The sequence below is a fragment of the Rhodococcus sp. KBW08 genome, assembly GCF_003852455.1.
Lineage (GTDB): Bacteria > Actinomycetota > Actinomycetes > Mycobacteriales > Mycobacteriaceae > Rhodococcus_F > Rhodococcus_F baikonurensis.
This window is the reverse complement of the sequence record NZ_QAJJ01000002.1, coordinates 574,902-599,210: the sequence shown is the minus strand read 5'-3', so window position 1 is coordinate 599,210 and position 24,309 is coordinate 574,902. Positions and strand designations below refer to the sequence as shown.

23 protein-coding genes are annotated in these 24,309 nt (G+C 62.6%); 10 read left to right on the top strand and 13 right to left on the bottom strand.

The features are described 5' to 3' along the window. Nucleotides 1-12: 12 nt before the first annotated feature. Together trpS and yhjD are read left to right on the top strand one after the other, a co-directional pair. Complete coding sequence (gene trpS / locus DBV08_RS03170; RefSeq protein WP_003941025.1) at nt 13-1,047, top strand: tryptophan--tRNA ligase; 1,035 nt, start codon at nt 13-15, stop codon at nt 1,045-1,047. A 51-nt stretch (nt 1,048-1,098) separates the two neighbouring features. Next, nucleotides 1,099-2,133: an inner membrane protein YhjD gene (gene yhjD / locus DBV08_RS03165; RefSeq protein WP_095968993.1), complete on the top strand. Its 1,035-nt coding sequence runs from the start codon at nt 1,099-1,101 to the stop codon at nt 2,131-2,133. On the opposite strand, the gene DBV08_RS03160 is transcribed toward yhjD, so the two are convergent. Further along, complete coding sequence (locus DBV08_RS03160) at nt 2,130-3,437, bottom strand: D-alanyl-D-alanine carboxypeptidase family protein (protein ID WP_260395266.1); 1,308 nt, start codon at nt 3,435-3,437, stop codon at nt 2,130-2,132. The two genes, yhjD and DBV08_RS03160, sit on opposite strands and share 4 nt — an antisense overlap. Nucleotides 3,438-3,540: 103 nt before the next feature. Here DBV08_RS03160 and DBV08_RS03155 point away from each other — a divergent pair, with 103 nt between their 5' ends. Both DBV08_RS03155 and DBV08_RS03150 read left to right on the top strand, forming a co-directional pair. Next, complete coding sequence (locus tag DBV08_RS03155) at nt 3,541-3,939, top strand: hypothetical protein (RefSeq protein WP_124566482.1); 399 nt, start codon at nt 3,541-3,543, stop codon at nt 3,937-3,939. Between the two features lie 119 nt (nt 3,940-4,058). Further along, nucleotides 4,059-4,631 (top strand): dihydrofolate reductase family protein, encoded by a 573-nt coding sequence (locus tag DBV08_RS03150; RefSeq protein WP_124566481.1) that lies wholly within the window; start codon nt 4,059-4,061, stop codon nt 4,629-4,631. 62 nt (nt 4,632-4,693) lie between these two features. Here DBV08_RS03150 and DBV08_RS03145 read toward each other — a convergent pair whose 3' ends face one another. The 8 genes from DBV08_RS03145 to iolC are packed head-to-tail and all read right to left on the bottom strand — an operon-like array spanning nt 4,694 to nt 13,896. Beyond that, the gene (locus tag DBV08_RS03145; protein WP_124566480.1) at nt 4,694-6,199 is read right to left on the bottom strand and encodes a CoA-acylating methylmalonate-semialdehyde dehydrogenase; all 1,506 of its coding nucleotides are present in this window, start codon (nt 6,197-6,199) and stop codon (nt 4,694-4,696) included. A gap of 24 nt (nt 6,200-6,223) precedes the next feature. Beyond that, complete coding sequence (locus tag DBV08_RS03140) at nt 6,224-7,108, bottom strand: sugar phosphate isomerase/epimerase family protein (RefSeq protein WP_020969134.1); 885 nt, start codon at nt 7,106-7,108, stop codon at nt 6,224-6,226. Then, on the bottom strand, nt 7,105-8,151 hold the full coding sequence (locus DBV08_RS03135) for a Gfo/Idh/MocA family protein (RefSeq protein ID WP_124566479.1): 1,047 nt from the start codon (nt 8,149-8,151) through the stop codon (nt 7,105-7,107). Before DBV08_RS03135 ends, DBV08_RS03140 begins: the two co-directional genes overlap by 4 nt. A 26-nt stretch (nt 8,152-8,177) precedes the next feature. Next, on the bottom strand, nt 8,178-9,083 hold the full coding sequence (locus tag DBV08_RS03130; protein ID WP_095969268.1) for a sugar phosphate isomerase/epimerase: 906 nt from the start codon (nt 9,081-9,083) through the stop codon (nt 8,178-8,180). Nucleotides 9,084-9,135: 52 nt separating this feature from the next. Continuing rightward, nucleotides 9,136-11,091 (bottom strand): 3D-(3,5/4)-trihydroxycyclohexane-1,2-dione acylhydrolase (decyclizing), encoded by a 1,956-nt coding sequence (gene iolD / locus DBV08_RS03125; RefSeq protein ID WP_124566478.1) that lies wholly within the window; start codon nt 11,089-11,091, stop codon nt 9,136-9,138. 14 nt (nt 11,092-11,105) lie between these two features. Continuing rightward, nucleotides 11,106-11,978, bottom strand: a complete 873-nt coding sequence (gene iolB, locus DBV08_RS03120; protein WP_124566477.1) for a 5-deoxy-glucuronate isomerase — start codon at nt 11,976-11,978, stop codon at nt 11,106-11,108. A gap of 21 nt (nt 11,979-11,999) precedes the next feature. Further along, nucleotides 12,000-12,899, bottom strand: a complete 900-nt coding sequence (locus DBV08_RS03115) for a hypothetical protein (protein ID WP_046378298.1) — start codon at nt 12,897-12,899, stop codon at nt 12,000-12,002. Continuing rightward, a complete protein-coding gene (iolC, locus tag DBV08_RS03110; protein ID WP_185564409.1) occupies nt 12,892-13,896 on the bottom strand; it encodes a 5-dehydro-2-deoxygluconokinase in 1,005 nt (334 codons plus the stop codon). The genes DBV08_RS03115 and iolC overlap by 8 nt, the downstream gene beginning before the upstream one ends. A gap of 199 nt (nt 13,897-14,095) precedes the next feature. On the opposite strand from iolC, the gene DBV08_RS03105 reads away from it, so the two are divergent. From DBV08_RS03105 to DBV08_RS03085, 5 genes are all read left to right on the top strand, one after another. Beyond that, the gene (locus tag DBV08_RS03105) at nt 14,096-14,833 is read left to right on the top strand and encodes a GntR family transcriptional regulator (protein WP_003941006.1); all 738 of its coding nucleotides are present in this window, start codon (nt 14,096-14,098) and stop codon (nt 14,831-14,833) included. A 106-nt stretch (nt 14,834-14,939) separates the two neighbouring features. Further along, nucleotides 14,940-16,088 carry a Gfo/Idh/MocA family protein gene (locus tag DBV08_RS03100; RefSeq protein ID WP_124566476.1) on the top strand — a complete coding sequence of 383 codons (1,149 nt, stop codon included), beginning with the start codon at nt 14,940-14,942 and terminating at the stop codon, nt 16,086-16,088. A gap of 30 nt (nt 16,089-16,118) precedes the next feature. Then, entirely contained in the window at nt 16,119-17,504 is a 1,386-nt protein-coding gene (locus DBV08_RS03095; protein ID WP_124566475.1) for an MFS transporter, read from the top strand. 121 nt (nt 17,505-17,625) lie between these two features. Next, nucleotides 17,626-19,116, top strand: coding sequence for a rifampin monooxygenase Iri (iri, locus tag DBV08_RS03090; protein WP_124566474.1), 1,491 nt, complete (start codon nt 17,626-17,628; stop codon nt 19,114-19,116). A 5-nt stretch (nt 19,117-19,121) separates the two neighbouring features. Beyond that, nucleotides 19,122-19,547: a hypothetical protein gene (locus tag DBV08_RS03085; RefSeq protein ID WP_260395263.1), complete on the top strand. Its 426-nt coding sequence runs from the start codon at nt 19,122-19,124 to the stop codon at nt 19,545-19,547. 39 nt (nt 19,548-19,586) lie between these two features. Here DBV08_RS03085 and DBV08_RS03080 read toward each other — a convergent pair whose 3' ends face one another. The 4 genes from DBV08_RS03080 to DBV08_RS03065 form a co-directional block, all read right to left on the bottom strand. Further along, nucleotides 19,587-19,904, bottom strand: a complete 318-nt coding sequence (locus DBV08_RS03080; RefSeq protein WP_260395262.1) for a hypothetical protein — start codon at nt 19,902-19,904, stop codon at nt 19,587-19,589. Between the two features lie 62 nt (nt 19,905-19,966). Then, nucleotides 19,967-21,151: a phytanoyl-CoA dioxygenase family protein gene (locus DBV08_RS03075; protein WP_124566473.1), complete on the bottom strand. Its 1,185-nt coding sequence runs from the start codon at nt 21,149-21,151 to the stop codon at nt 19,967-19,969. Between the two features lie 172 nt (nt 21,152-21,323). Then, nucleotides 21,324-22,100 carry a TIM barrel protein gene (locus DBV08_RS03070; RefSeq protein ID WP_124566472.1) on the bottom strand — a complete coding sequence of 259 codons (777 nt, stop codon included), beginning with the start codon at nt 22,098-22,100 and terminating at the stop codon, nt 21,324-21,326. Next, complete coding sequence (locus tag DBV08_RS03065) at nt 22,097-23,122, bottom strand: Gfo/Idh/MocA family oxidoreductase (RefSeq protein WP_124566471.1); 1,026 nt, start codon at nt 23,120-23,122, stop codon at nt 22,097-22,099. The genes DBV08_RS03070 and DBV08_RS03065 overlap by 4 nt, the downstream gene beginning before the upstream one ends. A gap of 115 nt (nt 23,123-23,237) precedes the next feature. On the opposite strand from DBV08_RS03065, the gene DBV08_RS03060 reads away from it, so the two are divergent. Further along, complete coding sequence (locus DBV08_RS03060) at nt 23,238-24,239, top strand: LacI family DNA-binding transcriptional regulator (RefSeq protein WP_124566470.1); 1,002 nt, start codon at nt 23,238-23,240, stop codon at nt 24,237-24,239. Nucleotides 24,240-24,309 lie beyond the last annotated feature (70 nt).

Below are 24,309 nucleotides of genomic sequence, written 5' to 3'. Positions count from 1 at the left end.
AAGATCGGAACCATGTCGACCCCTGCAGAACAGAAGCCCACCGCAAAGCCTCGCGTGCTTTCCGGAATCCAGCCGACCTCGGATTCTTTCCACCTCGGCAACTACCTGGGCGCGCTGCAGCAGTGGGTTCCGTTGCAGGACGATTTCGACGCTTTCTACTTCATTCCGGATCTTCACGCCATCACGGTGACGCAGGACCCGAAGGAACTGCGTCGTCGCACCAAGGTGGCGGTCGCTCAGTTGCTTGCAGTGGGTATCGATCCCGATCGGGCGACGCTGTTCGTGCAGAGTCAGGTTCCCGAGCATGCGCAGTTGGCGTGGGTCCTGAACTGCATCACCGGTTTCGGTGAAGCCAGCCGTATGACGCAGTTCAAGGACAAGTCCGCCAAACAAGGCAGCGACAACGCCAGTGTCGGTTTGTTCACGTATCCGGTTCTGATGGCCGCGGACATTCTTCTGTACCGCCCGCAGCGAGTTCCGGTCGGTGAGGATCAGCGTCAGCACCTCGAACTCGCACGCGATCTGGCCGGCCGGTTCAATACCCGCTACGGCAAGGCGTTCGTTGTTCCCGAACCGCAGATCATCAAGGGCACGGCAAAGATCTACGACCTGCAGGATCCGACCGCGAAGATGAGCAAGTCCGCTGCCAGTGCAGCCGGACTGATCAATCTGCTCGACGATCCCAAGGTGTCGGCGAAGAAGATCAAGTCGGCGGTCACCGACAACGAGCGCGAGATTCGCTTCGATCCGCAGGCCAAGCCGGGCGTCAGCAACCTGCTCACCATTCAGTCGGCTCTCTCGGGAGTACCGATCGAGACTCTGGTGGCCGGCTACGAGGGCAAGGGGTACGGCGACCTCAAGACCGATACCGCTGATGTGCTGACCGAGTTCGTCACCCCGCTCAAGGCGAAGGTCGACGGTTACCTCGCCGACGAGGCGGAGCTGGATCGCATCATCGCGGCCGGAGCGCACCGCGCCCGTGAGGTGTCTTCACGCACTCTCGCTGCTGTCTATGACAAGGTCGGATTCCTGGCACCGAAGGGCTGACCGACGCGAATTCGGACTCACGACGCCTGACCGAACATGAGGGGGACGGCAATGGCTGACACGGACGACGACGCACCGAGCTTTCTCGAGAAGCAACGGGCAGCGCGACCATGGCTCGATCATCTGGTTCGCGCGGCTGGACGGTTCCAAGAGCAAAAAGGCGATTACTACGCTGCAGGAATCACGTACTTCAGTGTTCTCGCACTGATTCCGATCATGATGGTCGCGTTTGCCGTGGCCGGCTTCGTATTGGCCGGGCATCCCGAGTACTTGGAGTCGATTCAGGAGCAGATCACCAAGAGCATTCCGGGCAGCTTGGGTGACACCATCAACACGCTGATCGATTCGGCCATCGACTCGCGCGCGAGCGTCGGAATCTTCGGTCTCCTGGGTGCCGCGTACGCGGGTCTCGGTTGGATGGCCAATGTTCGTGACGCACTGACGGCGATGTGGGAGAGCAAGCGCGAGCCGAAGGGTTTCGTGCGCACCAAGCTCGGTGACGCTGGTGCCCTGATCGGTCTGGCTCTCGCCATGGTCGTCTCGCTGGGCATGTCGGCCTTGAGTAGCGGGCCGGTCGCGACTCAGATCGTCAAATGGCTCAACCTCGAGAACATCACCGGTGTCGGAGTCGGGCTCAGAGTCGTTTCACTGGTGCTCTCACTCCTGGCGACGTGGGCGGTGTTCCTGTGGGTGATTGCCCGGCTACCGCGCGAGCCTGTCACGCTGCGGAGCGCCGCGCAGGCAGCGCTTATCGCCGCGGTCGTGTTCGAGATCTTCAAGCAGGTAGGTGCGATCTACCTCGCGGCCGTCACCAGCGGCCCGGCGGGCGTCGCATTCGGCCCGATCATCGGTTTGCTCGTGTTCGTGTTCACGGCGTCGAGGATGCTGCTGTTCTGCACGGCGTGGGCGGCGACGACCAAGGAAAGCATGGCTCTGGCGTTCGTTCCACCGCCGGACCCGGCCGTGATCTCGCCCCGAATCGTTGTCAGTGACGGGGCTTCACCATCGCGCGTGGCTGCATTGATCGCCACGGGTGCGGTTGCAGGTCTGGGTCTTTCGGGCTTCATGCGTCGTCGGCCGCGCTAGCGCCTTCGACGGTTGAGAGCAACTGCTCCCGCCACCAACGCGATCACCACTACTGCGCCGACAGCACCGACGAGGATGCGGTCAGTGGTGTCCGACTCGGCGTCGGCGGTGGGTGCTGCCGAGATCGATCCTGGTGCAGCGGCAGACGGTGTGCGAGTGACGTCGGGCGTGGCGTCGTCGGTGGATCGGTCCGTCAACGAGCCGACGGTTGTGCTCGCGGGGAGCGCATATCCGTAATCGAGTAGACGGGCAGCCTGTTCCCACGGACGGATCGGCTTGGCTTCGCCGCCCATCAATGTCACCAGTAGTTTCCGGCCGTTGCGCTCCGCAGCACCCACGTACGTGTGGCGGGCGTCGTCGGTGAAGCCGGTCTTGCCGCCCAAAGCGCCGTCGTAGTTGTAGAGCAACTGGTTGTCGTTCGCCAGTGTGAATCCAGGGCGGTCCAGATCGTCAGGAATCGTCGGATCCTTGGGGAAGCCGGGAAACTCGACGGTTTCGGTATGGATCAGACCGGCAAACGTCGGATTCTGCAGGGCGGTATGGAAGATCACGGCCAGGTCGTACGGCGAGCTGCTCATGCCCGGGCCGTCGAGTCCGGATGGAGTTGCCGTGCGGGTGTCGAGGGCGCCGAGGTCGGCGGCGAGGGCGTTCATCTTCGACACGGCCGCGGCGTCACCGCCGAGTTGGCGGGCAAGAGCATGTGCGGCATCGTTTCCCGACGCCATGACCAGACCCTGCATCAGTTGCCGGTTGGTGTACTTGCCGCCCTTGCCGATGCCGACAGCGCTACCTTCAGCGTCCGCGTCTTCGGCGGTTGCAGTGATTTCGGTGTCGAGATCGAGTTCGTCGAGTGCGACGAGAGCCAACAGCATCTTGATGGTGCTGGCCGGTCGGTAGCGACCGTGCGGATCTTTGGCGGCGAGGACTTCACCGGTCTCGGCGTCCGCGAGTACCCATCCGGATGCCGCGATATCGGCCGGGAGCGGGGGAGCGCCGTCTGGAAGTACGACGCCGCACTCGCCGAGTTTGTCTCCACCGACGGGGCTTTCCGGAATCGGGACAGCGGTGGGGGCAGTGGATCCGGGCGCGGGTGCTTCGGAGAGATCGATCGCCGGCGCCGGGAGACTGGTGAACGGGCAGCTGTCGGTGTTGGGTGTGGTGAACGGAGCCTCGGTGGTGGTGGGCGGCGGCGGGGCCGGTTGGGCGCCGGCGATTCCCGAGGTCCCTACGACACCGGTGAACGCAATGCTTCCTGAGAGCACTGTTCCGGCAACTGCCACTGCACACTTTCGACGCCACATCATCGATATACGAGGGTATGCGAACCGGAGGGAACGTCCGAATTGCCACGCTAGCGCGGAGATCGAAAACAGACGATTCGGTTTGTAGATCGGGCATAGTGGACGGATGAACCTCGCAGGTATACGCGGACGCCGGACGCTCGCGGCAATGACACTCCTCGGAGCGTTGGCCGCTGCGGTGGGGTGCTCCGGCGAGTCGGAGCCGTCGGCCGAGAGTCAAATTTCGGCAGTCGTCGGTAAGAGTTTCGAATTCATGGCGGCAAGGGACTGGGAGTCAGTGGACAGCACTCAGTGCAGTTCGATGCGCAGTGAGAGTCCGCGGGTCGACGAGTCGCCATTCGACGACACACTTGCCAGTCTGAGGCTGGACGGTGTGGAGAACATCGTGGTGAACGGGGATTCGGCGACGGCTGACACTCGCCACTACAGCACCGAGGATCCGTCCCGGATGATGCGCGAGGACATCACGTTGATCAAAGAGAACGGCGCCTGGGTTGTGTGCTGACTCTTCGGGTGCTGACGCTGCCGATTGCCGTCGATGAGTTCCCCGACCAACCAGAGTCTGTAACAGTGGGGTAGTCGACTACTCGCACGGTGCAGGAACACTGACGACAGGGGATCGGTATGGGCAAGATCGTGGTGACGGAATTCGTGTCTTTGGACATGGTCATGGAAGCGCCCGGTGGTGAACCGGGCTATGCGCATTCTGGATGGGTCTTTCCGTACCAGGAGGGCGATCAGATGAAGTTCAAACTCGACGAAACCCTCGCCGCGGACGTGCTTCTACTCGGTCGGCGGACCTACGAGAGCTTTGCCGGTGCCTGGCCTGACCGCGAGGACGACCAAGGCTTCGCGGACAAGATGAACGAGATGCCCAAGTACGTCGTCACGAGTTCGACGGAGCCACTCGAGTGGAACAACTCGACGGCGCTCGACGGTCCCATCGAGGAATCCGTTCCGAAGCTGAAGGAGCAGATCGACGGCGAAATCCTGGTCGCGGGAAGTCGGACGCTCGTCCACGCGTTGTTGCTGGCCGGTCTGGTCGACGAGCTGCGACTGATGGTCTTTCCGGTCATTCTCGGGTCCGGCGGGAGAGTGTTCCCCGAATCGGCCGACAAGATCGTCCTCGAGTTGAAGGACGATCGTCGGTACGAATCCGGAGTTCAGGTACTGACGTACCACCCCACGGTCGTGTAGACACATCGAAAACATCTGTGGCCGAGCCTCTTCGAGAGTCTCGGCCACAGATGTCTTGCCGGTTAGCTGTTCTCGGGGAAGCCGAGGTTGATACCGCCGTGGCTGGGGTCGAGCCAGCGACTGGTGACGGCTTTACCTCGCGTGAAGAAATGAACACCTTCGGTCCCGTGAGCGTGGGTGTCACCGAAGAGGCTGTTCTTCCAGCCGCCGAAGCTGTAGTAGGCCATGGGAACCGGGATGGGGACATTGATGCCGATCATGCCGACCTCCACCTCGTTCTGGAAGCGTCTGGCAGCGCCGCCGTCGTTGGTGAAGATGGCGGTGCCGTTGCCGTACGGGTTGTCGTTGATCAGTTCGAGGGCTTGGTCGTAGGTATCGACGCGCACGACGGAGAGGACAGGTCCGAAGATTTCGTCGGTGTAGATCGACATGTCGGTAGTGACATTGTCGATGAGGGTGGGCCCCAGCCAGAAGCCGTCCGGTCCACCATCGGCCTGGACTGTGCGTCCGTCGACCACGATGGTGGCGCCGTCCTTCTCGCCGGCATCGACGTAGGAGGCGACCTTGTCGCGGTGGGCCTTGGTGACGAGCGGACCCATGTCGGAGTTCCTGGTGCCGTCACCGGTGACGAGGGGAGTGGTGCGCTCGACGATCTTGGCGACCAGTTCGTCGGCGATGTCGCCGACTGCGACAAGGGCGGAGATCGCCATGCACCGTTCGCCCGCGGAGCCGAATCCGGCGTTGACCATTGCGTCGGCGGCAAGGTCGAGGTCGGCGTCCGGCAGAACGATGGCGTGATTCTTGGCGCCGCCGAGTGCTTGCACGCGTTTGCCGTTGGCGGTGCCGGTGGCATAGACGTACTGGGCGATGGGGGTGGATCCGACAAACGAAATCGCTTTGACTGCTTTGTTTTCCAGGAGTTCGTCGACGGCGAGCTTGTCACCTTGGAGGACGTTGAAGACGCCGGGAGGCAGACCGGCTTCGGCCCAGAGTTCGGCGAGCCAGATCGCCGCGGTGGGGTCCTTCTCCGAGGGCTTGAGAACCACGGTGTTCCCGGCGGCGATGGCGACCGGGAAGAACCACATGGGGACCATCGCGGGAAAGTTGAAGGGGGAGATGATGCCGACGGGGCCGAGGGGTTGGCGGATGGAGTAGACGTCGACCTTGGTCGATGCATTCTCGGTGTATCCGCCCTTGAGGAGATGCGGTATTCCGCAGGCGAATTCGACCACCTCCTGCCCGCGGCTGATTTCGCCGAGAGCGTCGGAGAGGACCTTGCCGTGCTCGGCTGTGATGATCTCGGCGAGTTCGCCTTTGCGAGCGTTGAGGAGTTCGCGGAAGTTGAACAGTATCTGTGTGCGCCGAGCCAGGGAGGTGTCGCGCCAGGCGGGGAAGGCCGCCGCAGCAGCGTCGATGACAGCGCGGGCGTCCTGGAGGTTCGCCAGGGCGAGTCGGCCGGTGATCTGTCCGGTGGCGGGGTTGGTGACGGGGGCGGTGTTCTCGGATGTTCCGGCGAACGACTTGCCGTCCAACCAGTGCGCGATGACACGAGTATCAGTGCTGGTCATGGTATTTCCTAGTGGTCTGGTGGCTCAGGAGTTCGGGGAGGTGTACTTGGCGACGTAGTCGTTCATCGTCTCGCGCTGGTACCGGGAAACCTCGTGTGCGTTTTCGTTCTCGGCGAAGACGCTCGACACCATCACGGTGTTGTCGCGATCGTAGAAGCCGAGTTTGCCGAGACCGCCGAAGAATTCGTCCCAGTTGACGTCTCCGTCACCGATTTTGAGATGCTGATGCACTCGAACGGCATTGCCTGGCGGATTGGTGATGTAGCGCAGTCCGTGGGAACGGTGATGATCCATGGTGTCCGCCACGTGAACGAGTCGGACCATGTCGCCGGCGGCCTCCATGATGGCGGGAAGGTCCCCACCCATGTGGAATTGGTGGCACGCCACGATCACCATGCCGAGGTTCTTGGAGTTCACACCACGGATCGTGCGGATCGCGGCTAGTCCGTCTTCGACGAAATCGTCCGGGTGGGGGTCGATCAGGACGTCGATCCCCTCGCGTTCGATGATCGGAAGCAGTTCCTCCATCGAACGATAGAACGCACGCTCGGACTCTTCGGCTTTCTCGGGACGGCCGGAGAATTCGGTGTTCATGACGTTGACGCCAAGGTCGACCGTGATCTGGATGGCCCGCTTCCAGTAACGCACTGCTGCTTCGCGAGCGTCCTCGTCCGGGCCGGACCACCGTAGGACCGGGAGCACCGACGCGATGCCGACTCCCGCACTCGCGCAAGCCTTCCGGAACTCGGCGACGAGCGCGTCGTCGGCCTTCGGGTGATTGAAAAACGGGATCATGTCGACGTGCGGTGTGAGTTGCAGGTACTCGTACCCGAGATCGGCAACAACTCGGGGAAGCTCCAGCAGTGAGTAATCGTGATGGAAAGGTGTGGGATCGAGTGCGACCTTCATCGCTGAGTTCCGGCCACAGAGTCGCGCGCAACCATGTCAACGGCGACGCGCTGACCCGTCTCCAGAGACTTCACACCAGCGGCGCAGACAGCGGCTGCGGCGTACCCGTCCCAGGCGCCAGGTCCGTCGACGTAGTTGCCGGTGCCGGCACCGATCTTCACTGCTTTGATCCATCGTGCGAACTCGGTGTCGTATGCCTGCCCGAAGCGTTCGCGGAATCCGGGGGTGATCTGTCCACCCCAGTTGCCGGGCTTCGTCTTTCGGATCAGGCCCACGTCGAGTCCGATCATCGCGCTGCCGAGTTCGCCGACAACTTCGGTGCGCACCTCGTAGGCGACTCCGGTGGTGACAAACACCTCGGCGTCGACGTGCCTACCGGATTCAGTCTCGAAGATCGCGATCTGTGGGTCTTGAATGCCCTCGGGTGCAAGCGAATTCACAGACGGCCGAATGATCTGCACCGAGGTGATCTCTTCGTCGAGCAGGAATCGCGTCACGTCGACCTCGTGGACGAGTGAGTCCTTGACGATCATCGCGCTGTCGAAGCCGTTCGGAACTGCAGGATTGCGGTGCGCGCAGTGCACAACGAGAGGGCGACCGAGATCGCCGCTGTCGATCAAATCCTTGAGCTGGGTGTATTCGTGATCGAACCGGCGCATGAAACCGACCTGGATCAGTTTCTTTCCCAGCGCTGCTTCGGCTTTGACGATCGCCAGCGAACTGTCCGCGCCGGTGGTCAGCGGCTTCTCGCAGAGCACCGGCTTGCCCGCTTCGAGACAGGCGAGTACCTGTTTCTCATGAGTTGGACCCGGGGTTGCGAGAACAACGGCGTCGACGTCCTCGGCTGCGATGGCATCGAACGGATCGACGACGACGCGTGACCCCGGCGTCAATGCTGCGATTTCCTCGGCGCGTGCCAGCGAGTAATCGTTGACGACGGTGACTCTGGCACCGCCGATCTTGTTGGTGATGCGGTCGACGTGATCGGCCCCCATGATGCCGACGCCGAGCACTGCGATCCGGAGATCCTGGTTGTCAGACATGCGGTGGTACTCCTCGATTGTGTTGCTCAGCTGAAACGGACGGCGGGGACGCCACAGGTGGACAGGTACTTCTGAGTGCGCTGTGCGATGGGCAGCGGTGTGTCGGGATGGCAGGGATACATGTCCTGCTCGACGATCGCGAACACGTCGATGCCGAGCTTCTCGATGGCCTCCAGAAGCGGCGGCATGTCCGGGATTCCGCGCGGTGGTTCGATCATCGCGCCAAGTTTGACGGCTTCGCCGAACGGCAGGTCCTCCGCCTCCACCTTGGCGACAATCGCCGGATCCACCTGCTTGAGGTGCAGGTACCCGATGCGCTCCGGATGCTTGTTGATGATGGCGAGGTTGTCGCCGCCGCAGTAGCTGATGTGGCCGGTATCGAGGCACAGGTTCACGAAACGCTCGTCGGTACCTTCGAGAAACTTGTAGACGTTGTCCTCGATGTCGACATGGCTGTCGGCATGAGGGTGGTACTGCGCCATGACGCCGTACTCCTCGAGCATTGCCTTGCCGAGAGCATTCATGCCGTCGGTCTTCTTGCGCCACTGCTCGGGAGTCAGATTTCGATCTTCGAGTACCGCTCCGGTGGAAGGATCGCGCCACATCTCGGGGATGACCACTACGTGCTTGCCGCCGACGGCTGCGGTCAATTTGGCGACGTCCTTGATCTGATTCCAGACGGCATCCCAGGAATCGTCCTGGTGCAGGTGTTCGAAGACGGTACCGGCCGAGAGCTTGAGGCCGCGTGCTCCGAGTTCGTCAGTCAGCTTGGCTGGATCGGTCGGAAGGTATCCGAAGGGGCCGAGTTCGATCCATTCGTATCCCGACGCGGAGACCTCGTCGAGGAATCGCGTGTACGGGGTCTGCTGAGGGTCGTCCGGAAACCACACTCCCCAGGAGTCGGGGGCTGATCCGACGCGAATCGCGCTCATGTCTAGATTCCTTTCGCGGGCAGGCTTTTTCGGTGTGTGGTGTGCGGAATTTTCAGTCGGATGGACGGAGGTACGGTCGCTGGATCTTCTTCCAGGACTCGTAGGTTGTCCGGGCGTTCTTGGTCGATTCCAGTTCGGAGGTGGCCGATACCGGTACATCCCACCAGGATTCGCTGTCGGGGGCGCCGATCAGCGGATCGGTTTCGACGTGGATGACAGTGCTGGTTTCACTGGCTTTCGCGACCTTGATCGCATCGGCGAACTCGGAAGCGGTGTTGGCGCGGATGACGTCGACGCCGAGGCTGGCGGCGTTCGCGGCCAGATCGACCGGGAGCACCCCTCCGTCGAGCCGTCCGTCATTCGAGCGGTAGCGATACTGCGTGCCGAAGCGCTGGGAACCGAGCGACTCGGACAGTGAACCGATGGAGGCGAATCCGTGATTCTGCACCAGGACGACGATGACCTTGAGGCGTTCCTGCACGGCGGTGACCAATTCGGTGGCCATCATCAGATAGGAACCGTCGCCGACCATCACGAATACGTCGCGATCGGGGCACGCCATCCGGACGCCCAGACCACCGGCAATTTCGTATCCCATGCAGGAGTAGCCGTATTCGACGTGATACCCCTTGGCATCACGGGTTCGCCACAGCTTGTGGAGGTCACCCGGCATGGACCCGGCAGCGCACACCACGACGTCACGTGCATCGGACAACGTGTTGACCAGGCCGATGACCTGATTCTGATTCAGTGAGCCGTCAGCCGCGGGTTCGGCTGGGTTGTAGACGGATTCGACGATCGCATCCCAATTGCGGGCGAGTTCACCGATCCTGGCCGCGTACTCGTCCTCCACCCGGTAGTCGTTCAGTGCGATCGCCAGAGCGTCGAGTGCCTCACGAGCGTCGGCGACAACACTGACACCGCCCTGCTTCACCGAGTCGAGAGACGCAACGTTGATGTTGACGAAGCGAACGTCGGGATTGGTGAAGGCGGTGCGGGACGCGCTCGTGAAATCGCTGTACCGCGTGCCGATTCCGATGACGACGTCCGCCTCGGTGGCCAACGCGTTTGCAGCCGTGGTGCCGGTGGACCCTACCGCCCCGACGGATTGTGGATGGTCGTAGACCAACGAACCCTTGCCGGCCTGGCTCTGCCCCACGGGGATTCCGGTCTGCGCGCAGAACGCTGCCAGAGAGTCCGTGGCCTGGCTGTAGATCACGCCGCCGCCGGCGACGATCAGCGGCTTGCGAGCCGAACGGATGATCGCGGCGGCGCGTTCGATCACCGATCGCTCGGGGAGCGGGCGGGCCACGTGCCAGACTCGTTCGGCGAAGAACGACTCTGGCCAGTCGAAAGCCTCGGCCTGTACGTCCTGCGGGATGGCGATGGTGACTGCGCCGGTTTCGACGGGGTCGGTGAGAACTCGCATGCCGGCCAGTAGAGCGCTCGGCAACTGTTCCGGGCGCCATACTCGATCGAAGTATCGTGAGACCGGTTTGAAAGCGTCGTTGACTGTGACGTCACCGCTCGACGGGAGTTCGAGTTCCTGCAAGACCGGGGCACTGGCTCGGGTCGCGAAAGTGTCTGCGGGCAGAAGTAATACAGGGAGACGATTGATGGTGGCCAGGGCAGCGCCGGTGATCATGTTGGTGGCGCCCGGGCCGACGCTGGACGAGACCGCCCACGTCTGCAGGCGGTCCTTCATGCGGGCGTGGGCGACGGCCGAGTGCACCATCGCCTGTTCGTTGCGGCCGAGAACGTAGGGGAGTGTCGGCTCACGGCCGGCGTCGAGATCTTGGATCTCGGCCTGCAGAAGTGCCTGCCCCAACCCGGCGACGTTGCCGTGCCCGAAGATCCCGAAGCATCCGGCAAACAGTTTGGTGCGCTGGCCGTCGCGTTCGGTGTACTGGTTGGCAAGGAAGCGTACGACAGCTTGAGAAACGGTGAGGTGTACGGTCGGCTCGTCGCGAGGTGGACGATTGCCGGTTGCGTTGTCGGTGGGTGCCACAGCTTTCACTTCCGTCAGTTGTGGGACTGCAACGGCAGTCGAGGGTCGATGTCCTGGTGATCCCAGCTTCCACGCAGCCAGGTGTGTTGCGGATCGTCACAGATGTTCCACGCCCGGATCTCGCCCGAACCTGCCATGACGTTGAGGTAGTACATGTGGTGGCCCGGCGCTGCGATGGACGGGCCGTGATAGCCGTGCGGTACGAGGACGACGTCGCCGGAGCGAACTTCCTCGAGCACCTCGATTGGTCGCTCGGCGGTTCCGTACACGCGGTGGTAGCCGAACCCTTCGGTGCCGGTGGGGCTTCGGTCGATCTCGAAGTAGTAGATCTCTTCCAGAGCCGATTCGACATCGCTGTTCTCGTCGTGCTTGTGGCTGGGATAGGACGACCAGTTCCCGCCGGGGGTGATGACCTCACACGCGATGATGGAGTCTGCCTCGAAAGTGTCTGCGGTGGCGAAGTTGTGGACCTGTCGGCTGCAGTTTCCGGCGCCGCGAAGTTCGACCGCGACTCCGGACGCGGGACCGTATCGATGGGGAAGCTTGGCGCCGGCGCGCGCTCCGCACAGGGCGAAGCGGCCTCCGCCCGTGCTGCTGACCGAGTAGTCGGCGTCGCGACCGACGTACGCGAAATCGCTGGGACCGTCGAAAACCGATGCGCGGCCGGTCAGGGGAATCTCCGTCCCCTCGGCAACAACCACGGCTGAACCCGCCAGTGGAACGACGATTATCTCGTTCTCACCGGACTGCAGGTGGACGTCAGTGCCAGGGGCGAGTTCGAGTGTCCACAAGCTGGATTCGGTCCACCCGGCGGACTCCGGTGTGACCACTGTCGTGAAATCACCGTCGGCGGAAGAGCCGGCGGGGACGTAGTACCTGCTGAACATCTTGCTCCTGCCAGGTCGGTTCTAGTGGACGAGCTTGACGGCGGTGTCGACGGCAGCCGTCACGTCGCCGTCGGGTGGGTAGAGCAGCGCGCGCCCGACTATCAATCCGCGCACGGACGGCAGCTGAAGGGCAGCGTCCCACTTCGCATACGTCTCTTCCGGCGCGATCTGCGGATCGCCGCCCAAGAGGAGCGTCGGCAGGGTGGTCGCATCCATGACCCGTTCCATCTCGTCGACTACCGGCAGTTTCATCCACGTGTACGCCGAGGTGGAGCCGAGACCTTGGGAGATGTGGATTGATTTGATGACGGCGTCGGGGCTGAGATCGTTGACGACCTTGCCGTTGACGCGGCTGGAGAGGAACGGCTCGAGCATCGCGATCAGTCCGGCTGCGGCCAGTTCGTCCACGGCTTCGGCACATGCCGTCATCGTGGGCAGGGTGCCTGCGTCGTCGAGGGCGATGCGCAGCAGCATCTTTCCGCCGTTCATGCCGAATTTTGCGGTGCCGGCCGCGGTGTATCCGGTCATGCGGTCGTCGAGTTCGAAGCTCGCGCCCGCCAGGCCGCCGCGATTCATCGACGAGAAGACGACCTTGTCCTCGAGGGCGCCGAGGAGGAGCAGATCGTCGAGAATGTCCGCGGTACCGAGAACGCCGTCGACTCCGGGATTGTCGAGCGCAGTGCGTAATCTGTCGAGCAGATCGGTCCGACTGTTCATCGCTGTCGGCTTGCCGCCGACAGACAGTGCCCCACGCGCCGGATGATCGGCAGCGACGATCATGAGCCGGCCGTTGCCTCGAACAGTGGCGCGAGGAGTTCGTGCTGCCCAGGACTTTTCGATGATCTGCGGATCGCTCGCACGCAGTTCCGTCACGTCGGCGTAGGTGGTGGCGAGGGGGCGGGCGGCGAGCTTGTCAGACATTGACTGCCTCCGTGGCTGTGGCTTCGGCGAGATCGTGGACTTCTTCAGCGGTCGGCATCGCCGTGGAGCATTCGAGCCGAGATGCGACTATCGCACCGGCCGCGTTGGCGTAGCGCAGTATCTTCTCCAGCGGCCATCCGGCCAACAGTCCGTGGCACAGTGATCCGCCGAAGCTGTCGCCCGCGCCCAGCCCGTTGACCACGTCGACGGCGTTGGGCGGCACGGTGATCGACTGCTTTCGCGTTTTGCCGAGTACACCCTTGGGGCCCTGCTTCACGATGGCGAGTTCGACTCCGAGGTCGAGAAGCGCATCGGCGGCCTTGTTGGGGTTGGTCTCACCGACCGCGATCTCGCACTCTTCACGGTTTCCCACGGCTACCGTCACGTGTGCGAGGGCTCGCTGCACCTGAGCGGTCGCTTCCTGGGGCGTCGACCAGAACATCGGGCGGTAGTCGAGATCGAGAACCGTCAGCGGGCGGCGTTCACGGGCTTCCCAGGCGGCGAAGTGTGCGCTGCGACTCGGTTCTTCGGACAGCCCAGTCACCGTCGACCAGTAGAGCGATGCTGTTCGAACGGCGTCGAGGTCGATGTCTTGCGGGGTGATCCGAAGATCGGGCGCATGCGGCTTGCGGTAGAAGTACAGCGGGAAGTCGTCAGGGGGGAAGATCTCGCAGAACGTCACGGGTGTCGGGTACTCGGAATTGGTGACGACAAACCTGTTGTCGACACCCAGACGTGCCAACTCGCGTGTGACGAACTTTCCGAAGGGATCGTTTCCTACCCCGGAGATCAACGCTGCTCGTCGTCCGAGGCGGGCGGCCGCTACCGACACATTGGCGGCGCTGCCGCCGAGGAATTTGCCGAACGTCTCGACGTCTTCGAGTCCGACACCGGTCTGAAGTGGGTAGATGTCCACCCCCGATCGGCCGATGGCAAGCACGTCGAATGGTGCGTAAGGGATGTGTGACCCGCTCTGGTGAGTGTTGATGCTTGTCAAGACTGACTCCCGAGAGTTCGTGGTGGGCTGCCCACGCAGGGCACCGATGTATGACTGAAACTGTGCGCCGCGACACAGCGATTGTCAATAGTTTGTCTGGACATTATGACTTGCGGTCAAGTGAATGTTAGTGTTCGCATACACTGCCGAGAGAAGTAGCGTCGATACGGCGCCTTCCCAAGACAGATCGGAGTTGACCGTGGTCGCAGCACTCGCCGTCGAGTTGGACCGCTCGAGCCCGGTGCCACTGTATTTTCAGCTGGCCCAGGCAATCGAGGGAGCTATTCTCGGTGGCGAACTTGCCCCAGGTGATCGCTTCGAGAACGAACTGGCGTTAGCCAAACGGCTCAATCTCTCGCGTCCGACCACGCGACGCGCGATCCAGGAACTGGTGGACAAGGGCCTACTAGTTCGTAAGCGGGGAGTCGGAACTCAGGTGGTGCAGAGTCCGGTGCACCGCCCGGTCGAGCTCACCAGCCTGTTCGACGACCTCGCGAGGGCAGGCCAGGCGCCGACGACCAAGCTGCTCGAGTTCACGGTGGGAGTTCCCGCCGAGGACGTTGCCGCGGAACTCAACCTCGAACCCGACGCCGAAGTGGCCACCATCAGGCGTCTGCGAAGCACCAACGGCGAACCGCTTGCAGTGATGACCAATTACATTCCGGTGGACATCGCACCCGATCCCGAGGAGTTGGAGACGCAGGGGCTCTACCAAACCTTGCGAACTCGCGGCGTTCACATCCGTGTGGCACGGCAGCGAATCGGCGCTCGGGCGGCGACTCGCGAAGAAGCAGGATTGCTCGACGAGAAAGTGGGTGCTGCCCTCTTGACCATGAGCCGCACTGCATTTGACGATTCAGGTAGTGCCGTCGAGTACGGCAGCCACTGCTACCGAGCGTCGCGTTACTACTTCGACACCACCGTGGTCGACCGCTAGATCTCGATCCCGGTGACACGAGTACCCGCCTGACCGAGTCAGTGGGGGTGATTTGTGGTCCCGACATTTCTGCGATCCTTCGATCATTTGACCCGAACGGAGCCTCATGACAGGCATTTCAGTAGCAGTTGCCGGATTCGGATGGATGGGCCGCGTCCACACGCAGGCGTATCTGCGTCTGCGGCAGCACTATCCCCAGTTCCCCGTGATCCGCCTGGCCGCCGTCGCCGACGAGGTGCCAGGCCGAGGGCAGGAAGCGGCGGACCAATTCGGTTTCGAGGCTTTCACTCAGGATTGGCGTGACATCGCGGCCGATCCGACCATCGACGCGGTGAGCATCACGGCCCCGAACTTCTTGCACCGTGACATCGGCATCGCAATGGCAGAGGCCGGCAAACACATCTGGATCGAAAAGCCCGTCGGATTGTCGACGGATGATGCGAAAGCTGTTGCAGCAGCTGTCTCGAAGGCCGGTGTGCAGTCGACCGTCGGTTTCAACTATCGAAATGCGCCGGCAGTCGCCCTGGCAAAAACCCTGATCGACTCGGGGGAGTTGGGCACGATCACGCATTCGCGTTTTCGCTTCCTGAGTGACTACGCGGCACATCCCGAAGGTGCTTTGAGTTGGCGATACGAGCGTGAGCGCGGCGGCGCGGGCGTCCTGGGCGACTTGGCTTCACACGGTATCGATCTGATCAGGCATCTCCTCGGCGACATCGACGCTCTCGTTGCGGATACTGCGATCTTCATTCCGGAGCGCGCGCGTCCGTCCGCCGCGACCAGTGGGCATGCCCGGGCCAGCGGTGGGGAGATGGGAGCTGTCGAGAACGAAGACTTCGTCAGCGCACTGCTGCGGCTCGGTTCTGGTGGCCGCTGCACCCTCGAAGCGTGTCGCGTCGCCGTGGGAGAGCAGAACAACTACGGATTCGAGATTCACGGCACGAAGGGGGCCGTGTTCTGGGATTACCGCCGGATGGGTGAACTGGGCACCAGTCTCGGCTCGAAGTACCAGGACCAATACGTCACGACGGTGTTGGTCGGCCCCGAATCGGGAGAGTTCGGCCGCTTCCAGCCCGGCGCGGCGAACGCCATGGGTTATGACGACCTGAAGGTCATCGAGGCTCGCAATTTCGTCTCCTCGATCGTGGGCGGAGCGCCGCAGGGCGCGACTGTCGCTGATGCCGTCGCGTCCGCGCAGGCTCTGGACGCGATGGTCGCCTCGGTCTCCTCCGGTGGCTGGATTTCTCTCGGCTGATCGAGAATTTCCCCGAAAGGCTCTGGCGCAGTGACATTTCCCCGCGGACTGGCGTTGCTGGTGGCAGCAGCACTGTTCATGGAGATGCTCGACGCGACGATTCTCACAACGGCGCTGCCGTCGATAGCCCACTCCTTCGGAGTTGACGCCGTCGACGTCAATGTCGCCGTTTCTTCGTATCTCCTGGTGTTGGCCGTCCTGATCCCGGCGAGCGGATGGATGGCCGACAGATTCGGAACACGACGTGTTTTCATCTCTGCCATAGCCGTTTTCACGGTGGCGTCGGTGGGATGTGCACTGAGCACGTCCCTGCCGATGCTGGTGGGAATGCGCGCACTTCAAGGGGTAGGCGGCGCCATGATGGTGCCGGTAGGGCGGCTCGCGGTATTGCGAGTGACATCGAAGGCGGAACTCGTACGGGCTATCGCATACCTGACGTGGCCGGCGCTCACAGCGCCGGTCCTCGCGCCCGCTGTGGGCGGAGCCGTCGTGTCGATCGCGTCGTGGCGTTGGATCTTCCTGCTCAACGTCCCGATCGGGATCGTCGGGTTTCTCCTTGCATTGCGCATGGTGCCCGATCTTCGGAAAGTGCAAAAACGAAGCCTCGACTGGCTGGGCCTGGTGGTGATCGGAGCAGGCGTCGCCGTGCTCGTTGTGGCACTCGACAGCGTGCACAGTTCCGGGACCGATTGGATTCGAGTGGGCCTCGGGATCGTTGTGTCTCTGATCTTGTTGACCTTGGCCGTCATTCACCTCCTCCGGTCGGATCACCCGCTCATTGCGCTCGGGGTCCTCCGGCTCCGATCGTTTCGGATCGTCGCGTCGAGCGGCTCGCTGTACCGGCTCGTGATCACGGGTGTGCCGTTTGTGCTGCCACTGTTGTTCCAAGTGGGATTTGGAATGTCGGCGTTCAAGGCCGGTCTGTTGGTGATGGCCCTGTTTGCGGGCAATATCGCGATCAAACCGCTCACCACGCCGCTCATGCGCAGGTTCGGGATCAGACGAGTTCTGGTGGGAAACGGAGTTCTGTCGGTGGTGTGCTTCGGTGCGCTGGCTCTGATTTCTTCGACGACACCGGACGTCGTCATAGCCGTCGCACTGTTTGTCAGTGGCGCGCTGCGATCCATCGGGTTCACCGCGTACAACAGCGTGGCGTTCGCCGAAGTCGACTCGGGGGAACTGACCGATGCCAACACCCTGCATGCAACTCTGCAAGAGTTGGCGTCCGGTCTGGGTATTGCGCTGTCCGCGTTGGTGATCACGCTCTGCACACCGTTGGCGGAGTCGGGCGATCTCGGCGGCGGAGCACCGTTTTCGCTGACTCTGGGTGTCCTCGGAATCTTGCTGGTGCCGACGGTGATCGAAAGTTGGCGGCTCCCACGCGATACAGGTGCTGTGGTGTTGGCGCGCCGATGAAGAGGGGCTTCCCGCCACTTCCATCATAACGCGGGACCCGGGGCTTGCGGCAAGGCCCGGGTGATGGTGCACACTCGTCTGCTGCGAGCAAGCAAATGCCTTGTCCGAAGGAGGGGATCGCATGAGTGACGTCATCATTGTCGGTGCTGGACCAACTGGATTGATGTTGGCAGGTGAGCTCCGGCTACAGGGCGTCGATGTCGTTGTCGTGGACAAGGACGAGGAGCCGACTCAGTTCGTCCGTGCCCTCGGTATCCATGTGCGCAGCATCGAAATCATGGAACAGCGCGGGTTGCTGGACACGTTCCTCGCGCACGGCCGCAAGTACCCGCTCGGTGGATTCTTTGCCGGGATCAGCAAACCAGCACCCGCTCACCTCGATACCGCCCACGGATACGTCCTGGGCATACCTCAGCCCGAGATCGACAGGATTCTTGCCGAACACGCCACTGACGTCGGCGCGGACATTCAGCGCGGAAAGCGCGTCGTCGCGATCCGTCAAGACAGTGACAACGTCACAGCGGAATTGTCGGACGGCACAACACTTCACGCGCGTTACCTCGTAGGCTGCGACGGTGGGCGTAGCACCGTTCGGAAGCTGATCGACGTCGGGTTTCCCGGCGAGCCGTCGAGCGCCGACACCCTGATCGGCGAAATGGACGTGACCATGCCGGCTGACGAACTGGCAGCAGTTGTCGCCGAAATTCGCGAAACGCACAAACGATTCGGAGTCGGTCCCGCCGGCAACGGTGCTTTTCGCGTCGTGGTACCCGCGGCCGAAGTTGCCGACGGTCGCGCGGTTCCCACCACCCTCGACGACATCAAGCAACAGCTACTGGCCATCGCGGGCACCGACTTCGGTGTGCACTCGCCGCGGTGGCTCTCGCGCTTCGGGGACGCCACCCGTCTGGCTGAGCACTACCGGCGTGACCGGATCTTTCTCGCCGGCGATGCCGCCCACATCCACCCGCCTATGGGCGGTCAAGGCCTCAATCTCGGTGTCCAGGATGCCTTCAACCTCGGCTGGAAGCTTGCCGCCGAGATCAACGGCTGGGCACCGGATGGTCTGCTCGACACGTACGAATCGGAACGGCGTCCGGTCGCTGCCGACGTACTGGACAACACGCGTGCGCAGGCAGAGTTGATCTCCACCGCGGCCGGTCCGCAAGCAGTCCGTCGCTTGGTCTCCGAGTTGATGGAATTCGAAGACGTCAAGCGCTATCTGACCGAGAAGATCACTGCGATCTCGATTCGCTACGACTTCGGCGCAGGCGACGACCTACTCGGTCGGAGGCTGAGGGACATCGCGTTGACGCGCGGCAACCTGTACGACCTGATGCGCTCCGGCCGTGGACTTCTGCTCGACCAGGGCGGCAAACTGTCGGTCGATGGTTGGAACGACCGCGTCGATCACGTCATCGACACCAGCGCTGAACTGGACGTTCCGGCTGTCCTGCTGCGACCGGATGGTCATGTGGTGTGGCTGGGGGATACGCAGGCGGAGTTGGATACTCAGCTGTCCACGTGGTTCGGTCGGCCGGCGAGGGACCGCGCGCGACCCTTCGATTTCGAAAACCGAGACCCCGAGACGTCTCGGACGCACTACCGTTGACGACTATGAGGCGAAGGTCAGCACAGGTTGCGGCTGCGGCGGCGGGCTCTGTGGGAGCGCTGATGCTGACAAGCTGCGCAACCAATGTCGATGTGCCGAAAACCTTTGCCGCCACGATAACGGTGACCGGTCAGGCAGAGAAGGCCGAGGCGGGCTCCGGAGAGTGCGTGATCGACATGATCCGTGTTGCTCCGAACGACCAGATTCAGATTTTCGGGGGTAGTGGCGCAGCATCTACAAGGTCGCCACTCGAGGTCGAGGCAATCGATCAACTTCCCGACGGAACGAGCACCTGCTCCTACACCGCACACTTTGATGCCGTCCCCGCAAACCAGAGAAACTACGAGGTGAGCTTGGGGCACTTCTCTCCGGAGTCCTTCAGCTCGGACGAGTTGGAGAACGGTGTCACCTATCAACTGCGCGGGTCCTGACCGAACCAGTTCTCCCTCGCGTTGTATCCGGCCCGACTGTCACTCGGCTCGCCTGGCGGTCCCGTCGCCCCCACGCTGTCGAGCCCTACCTGGGTTGATGTGGAGCCGAACACCCTCGTAGGCGACTGTGTACGGCACATCGTCGTCGTTGTCCGGGTCGCCGGAGTCCGCAGGATCCGGTAATTCCGCGATCTGTTCGACGACCGTCTGGGCTCGCGCCGCACCAGGATCGAACATCTCCTGAAACGGCCCGACGAACGAGCCCCCGAGTCCGCGGCGCTTCGCCCGGACAGCCGCCCACCCGAACACGGCCAACGGGCCGATCATGGCGAACAGCACTAACAAGTCCCACCCCATGCCAACGATCGTACCGACCGACCGGCATTAAGCGGTCCAAGTCTCTTCAGCGCTGCCGTACCTCAGGCCATTCGTCTCTCGGACTGTGCCTTCAGTAGATCGGCCAGTCGATCAGGTGAGATCCGCTCACGAATCGCCTCCGTCACGAGTTCGGCCTGCGTCTGAGGCGCGAGGCCGTCGATCGGTTGGTCTCGGTCCAGATTGGTCGGGAAGGCGTAGCCCTCGGCAGAGGCGGCGACGGCGCACCGAACTGCGTCGTCGGACCCCGCCTCGCCGAGGGCGAGCAGTGCCGGATAGATCGCGTTGACGAGTGCTTCCCGGTCGATGGTTCCGAGGGCTCGACCGAAGGCCGACGACACCTGGAGAAGATTTGCCATACGCAGGACGTCGGCGGATTTGTTGTGGCCGGCGGCGTGGAACAGTGCAGGGTTGAAGAAGACGGCATCTCCCTTCTTCAAAGGTAATTGGACGTAGTTGGCTTCGAAGAACTCCTTGAACTCGGGACGCTCGAACGCGAGGTATCCGGATTCGAATTGCTGAGAGTACGGCAGATACTTCGTCGGCCCCGTCTCGGCCGGCATGTCCACATGGGCGACGGCACCTTGCAAGGTGAGGGCAGGGGTCAAGCGGTGAACATGCGCCCGAAACTTCGCGGCTACGTCGCTCGACATGAAACCGAGGTGGTAGTCGCGATGTGGGTTCTGCGCGGCGCCACCGGGATTGACGACGTTGACGTCCGACGTCACCTGATACATGGGGCCCAGCCAGGCTTCCGAAACCAAATCGACAATGCTGTTCGCGTAGTAGTCCACGTAGGTCCGGGGATCTTCGAGCGCCAACTTCAGTTGTGCACCCCAGATCCTATCGTTGGCGCCAGGCTTGGCGAAGTGATCTCCGGACGCTGCGCCGGATTCGTGTTGGCGCGCAATGAGTTCACGAAAAACCGCGCTGGCGCGATCCAGTATCTCCGCGTCGAACGCGCCTTGAAAGACTGTGATGCCGGGGCCTGTGAGTAACGCCCGGGCGATCTCGTCCTGGATCTCGGCACGGATGTCAGAATTCGCCGATTGCTCGACCAGTGCGTCCGAGCGGTACAGAAGAACGCCGTCGGCCACCGAATCGGCGTACGGGTAATCGGCAAGGTCTGTCTCGTGCGTGACCAGAGCTGCGAAGGCGTCGATGTTGCAATCTTTTCGGTGCAACCTACCCGCGAACGGCACGGTGTGGTCGGTCAGTGGGGGAGTCATTCGGGACCTTTCCTGCGGTGTTCACGATGAGCTGGTCCTCAAAGACTGCCAAGGTGAAGCCATCGAAACTACCCCTGAAATCCATCAAAAAGCCCTCAGCAAGCGGCCCCGTGGACTCGACCGGTGACGGAAGATCCGCGCGCTGCGACGGGATCACGTCCCCGGGTGAGGGCTAGAGAGTGAAGGCCTTCCGGAAAGCATCGAGTGCGGTGTCACTGTCTCCCGATGCCCACCCCTCCAAACCGATTGTGCCGGTGTATCCCTGCTCGCCGAGAACGCGTGCGATGGCGGGGTAGTTGATCTCGCCCGTGCCGGGTTCACAGCGCCCCGGAACGTCTGCCACTTGAATCTCGCCGATGTTGTCACCACAGCGCCGCACGAGTTCGATGAGATTTCCTTCGCCGATCTGAGCGTGGTAGAGGTCGAGCATCATCTTGAGGTTTGGATGTGAGACGGATTCCACCAGTGCCAGAGTGTCTTTGGCACGGGCCATCGGTACTCCGGGGTGATCGACGATCGTATTGAGGTTTTCGAGACAGAAGACGACTCCGGCGTCTTCGCCCAGTCGCGCGATCTTCTCCAGAGCGCGTTGGGCCGTCAGCCACATCGCTCCCGTAGTTCGATATTGCGGGCGCGCAGCCTGTCCGTCGACCAACTCGCCGGTATGGAAGTTCAGCCGGGGAACACCGAGTTTCGCTGCCGGAGCGAGACACAACTGGGCCGTGCGGACCAGTTCGGCGCTGCCCGCTTCGTCGAACAAATCGCCGTGGAGGTAGCCGGTCATCGAGGAGAACCGAGCCCCGGTGGCGACCAGAGCATCGAGGTCCTTGTCCTGCCAACTCCAGATCTCGACTGCAAATCCCGCCTCCGAGATCCGCTGGACACGCTCGACGAAGGGGAGTTCGGTGAACGTCATCTCGGCGGAGACTGCCAAGTCGAAGGGGCTCATCGCCGCACCGACAGCAGCGAAACGGGCAGTCCGGTCTCCACGGATTCTTTTGCCGCCAGGGCGATTTCCAGCGCATTGCGGGCATCGAGACCGTCGACTGACGGCGCAGCACCGGAGCGGATGCAGTCGGCGAAATGTGCCAACTGGGCCACATATGCGTCATGGAACAGTTCGATGTTCACCCGAGGTGTGTCGGCCAGAACGCCCGGTGAGCTGAAATGGCGCATCGCGGTCCGCGTGACCTCGCCTGCGCTGACCATTCCACCGGAACCGAAAACCTCGCCGCGCACGTCGTAACCGTAGGTGGCCTGGAAGTTGGCCTCGGCCGACGCGAGGGCGCCGTTGTCGAAGCGCAACTGAACCATCGACGTATCGAGGTAACCCTGTTCCTTGTACTGCGGGTGGATGAGAGCATCGGCCTGTGCGAACACCTCGACGACGCGAGCCCCCGGGTTGAGCCAGAGCAGAGCGTCGAAGTCGTGAATCAGTGTCTCGTTGAAGATGGTCCACGGCTTGACCCGGGCGGCGACGTCGGCAGTGATGCCAGGATCGCGCGTCAGGGAACGCAGTAGCTGTGGGGTCCCGATTCCGCCGGAAGTGATCACGTCGTGGGCCGCCGCGAAATCGTCGGCGAAACGGCGATTGAAACCGACTTGCAGCGCAACGTTGTTCGTGGCGCAAGCGTCGATTGCTCGATCGGCGTCCGCGAGTGTCAAAGCCATCGGCTTCTCGCAGAAGACATGTTTGCCGGCCTCCGCAGCCGCGACCACGAGATCGGTATGTGTCGGGGCGGGCGTACTGATGAGCACCGCCTCGACGTTCGGATCGGCAATCAACGCGAGGGCATCGGTGTACGCGCGAGCGTCGGGACTGACGCGCTCGATCAATGACGCTGCAGCGCCGGGCACCGGGTCGGCGACGGCGACCAGACGTGTGCCAGGGATGCGCAGTGCGACGGATTCGCCGTGGAAGCGGCCGATCCATCCGGCGCCGATGAGACCGACTGCAACAGAGGCAGACATTGGGGCTCCGTTCGGAGTGAGAGTGAGGAACTAGATCGTTCTAGTGCTGTCAGTAAAGCGCCGGTTGCTCCTCGCGTCAACGTTTCGGTGCATTTTTGCTGGAACGATCTAGTCTGTGGAGGTGAACAGTCGACGTCCCACCTTGCAAGACGTAGCAGACCTGGCCGGTGTGTCACGCGCACTGGTGTCCATCGTCATTCGTGACGTCCCGGGTGCCAGCGATGCGACGCGCGTTCGGGTCAAGGCGGCCGCTGATCAACTCGGCTATCGACCCGATACCGCGGCGCGACTGTTGCGTCAACATCGCAGTCGCTTGATCGGCGTGAGCTACGTTGCAGCGCAGACATTTCACGCGGAGTTGCTCGACGAGATCTACGACGCGGCGGAAAGGTTGCGCTACGACGTCGTCCTCAGTGCCGTCTCGGATCGCAGGCCTGGCTCGCGCGCCGTGCGTACCCTTCTCGACGACCGATGCGAGGCGATCTTGCTGTTGGGTTCACAGGCACCGGAATCGGAGATCGTCGACCTGGCTGCCAAGGTTCCCGTCGTCGTGCTCGCCCGGAAGATGCCCTCAGCACATGTGGACGTTGTCCGCACGGACGACGAGGCGGGCGCAGTGATGGCCGTGAATCATCTCGTCGAACTCGGGCACCGCTCGATCGTCCACGTCGACGGTGGACGCGGTCCCGGCGCTCAGGAGAGGCGTCAGGGCTATCGCAAGGCCATGCGGGCGGCAGGTCTGGAGTCGAGGATTCTTCCGGGTGGTCTCACGGAGGAGTTCGGCGCAGATGCCGCGCAGTCGATGGTCGAGGGGGGACTGCCCGGGGCGGTCTTCGCTTTCAACGATCGCTGCGCACTCGGAGTTCTCGACGTCTTTCTGCGAGCCGGAATCTCGGTGCCGGGCGAGGTGTCCGTGATCGGATTCGACAACAGCGCATTGGCCGGTTTGGCGCACATCGATCTGACCAGCGTCGGGCAGGACACGGCGTTTCTGGGTGACGCTGCGGTCGAGCGGATCTCCGAACGTCTCGACGGTGGAAGTGGGCCATTGGGAAAGGACATTGTCGTGCAGCCGCAACTTGTGGTTCGAGGTTCAACTGGACCCGCGGGGCGTTGACCAGCTGTTTCGGCTCCAACCAGTTTGTCCGGTCTTTGATAAGCAGTCCTAATGTCAGAACAAACTATTG

Excerpts from the sequence above, each read along its gene's own strand:
- DBV08_RS03155 (WP_124566482.1), top strand. The coding sequence starts at position 3,541 with ATGAACCTCGCAGGTATACGCGGACGCCGGACGCTCGCGGCAATGACA.
- iolB (WP_124566477.1), bottom strand. The coding sequence starts at position 11,978 with ATGTTCAGCAGGTACTACGTCCCCGCCGGCTCTTCCGCCGACGGTGAT.
- DBV08_RS03130 (WP_095969268.1), bottom strand. The coding sequence starts at position 9,083 with ATGAGCGCGATTCGCGTCGGATCAGCCCCCGACTCCTGGGGAGTGTGG.
- DBV08_RS03140 (WP_020969134.1), bottom strand. The coding sequence starts at position 7,108 with ATGAAGGTCGCACTCGATCCCACACCTTTCCATCACGATTACTCACTG.
- DBV08_RS03150 (WP_124566481.1), top strand. The coding sequence starts at position 4,059 with ATGGGCAAGATCGTGGTGACGGAATTCGTGTCTTTGGACATGGTCATG.
- DBV08_RS03085 (WP_260395263.1), top strand. The coding sequence starts at position 19,122 with ATGAGGCGAAGGTCAGCACAGGTTGCGGCTGCGGCGGCGGGCTCTGTG.
- trpS (WP_003941025.1), top strand. The coding sequence starts at position 13 with ATGTCGACCCCTGCAGAACAGAAGCCCACCGCAAAGCCTCGCGTGCTT.
- DBV08_RS03070 (WP_124566472.1), bottom strand. The coding sequence starts at position 22,100 with ATGAGCCCCTTCGACTTGGCAGTCTCCGCCGAGATGACGTTCACCGAA.
- DBV08_RS03100 (WP_124566476.1), top strand. The coding sequence starts at position 14,940 with ATGACAGGCATTTCAGTAGCAGTTGCCGGATTCGGATGGATGGGCCGC.
- DBV08_RS03080 (WP_260395262.1), bottom strand. The coding sequence starts at position 19,904 with ATGGGGTGGGACTTGTTAGTGCTGTTCGCCATGATCGGCCCGTTGGCC.
- iri (WP_124566474.1), top strand. The coding sequence starts at position 17,626 with ATGAGTGACGTCATCATTGTCGGTGCTGGACCAACTGGATTGATGTTG.
- DBV08_RS03075 (WP_124566473.1), bottom strand. The coding sequence starts at position 21,151 with ATGACTCCCCCACTGACCGACCACACCGTGCCGTTCGCGGGTAGGTTG.
- yhjD (WP_095968993.1), top strand. The coding sequence starts at position 1,099 with ATGGCTGACACGGACGACGACGCACCGAGCTTTCTCGAGAAGCAACGG.
- DBV08_RS03160 (WP_260395266.1), bottom strand. The coding sequence starts at position 3,437 with ATGATGTGGCGTCGAAAGTGTGCAGTGGCAGTTGCCGGAACAGTGCTC.
- DBV08_RS03065 (WP_124566471.1), bottom strand. The coding sequence starts at position 23,122 with ATGTCTGCCTCTGTTGCAGTCGGTCTCATCGGCGCCGGATGGATCGGC.
- DBV08_RS03115 (WP_046378298.1), bottom strand. The coding sequence starts at position 12,899 with ATGTCTGACAAGCTCGCCGCCCGCCCCCTCGCCACCACCTACGCCGAC.
- DBV08_RS03135 (WP_124566479.1), bottom strand. The coding sequence starts at position 8,151 with ATGTCTGACAACCAGGATCTCCGGATCGCAGTGCTCGGCGTCGGCATC.
- DBV08_RS03145 (WP_124566480.1), bottom strand. The coding sequence starts at position 6,199 with ATGACCAGCACTGATACTCGTGTCATCGCGCACTGGTTGGACGGCAAG.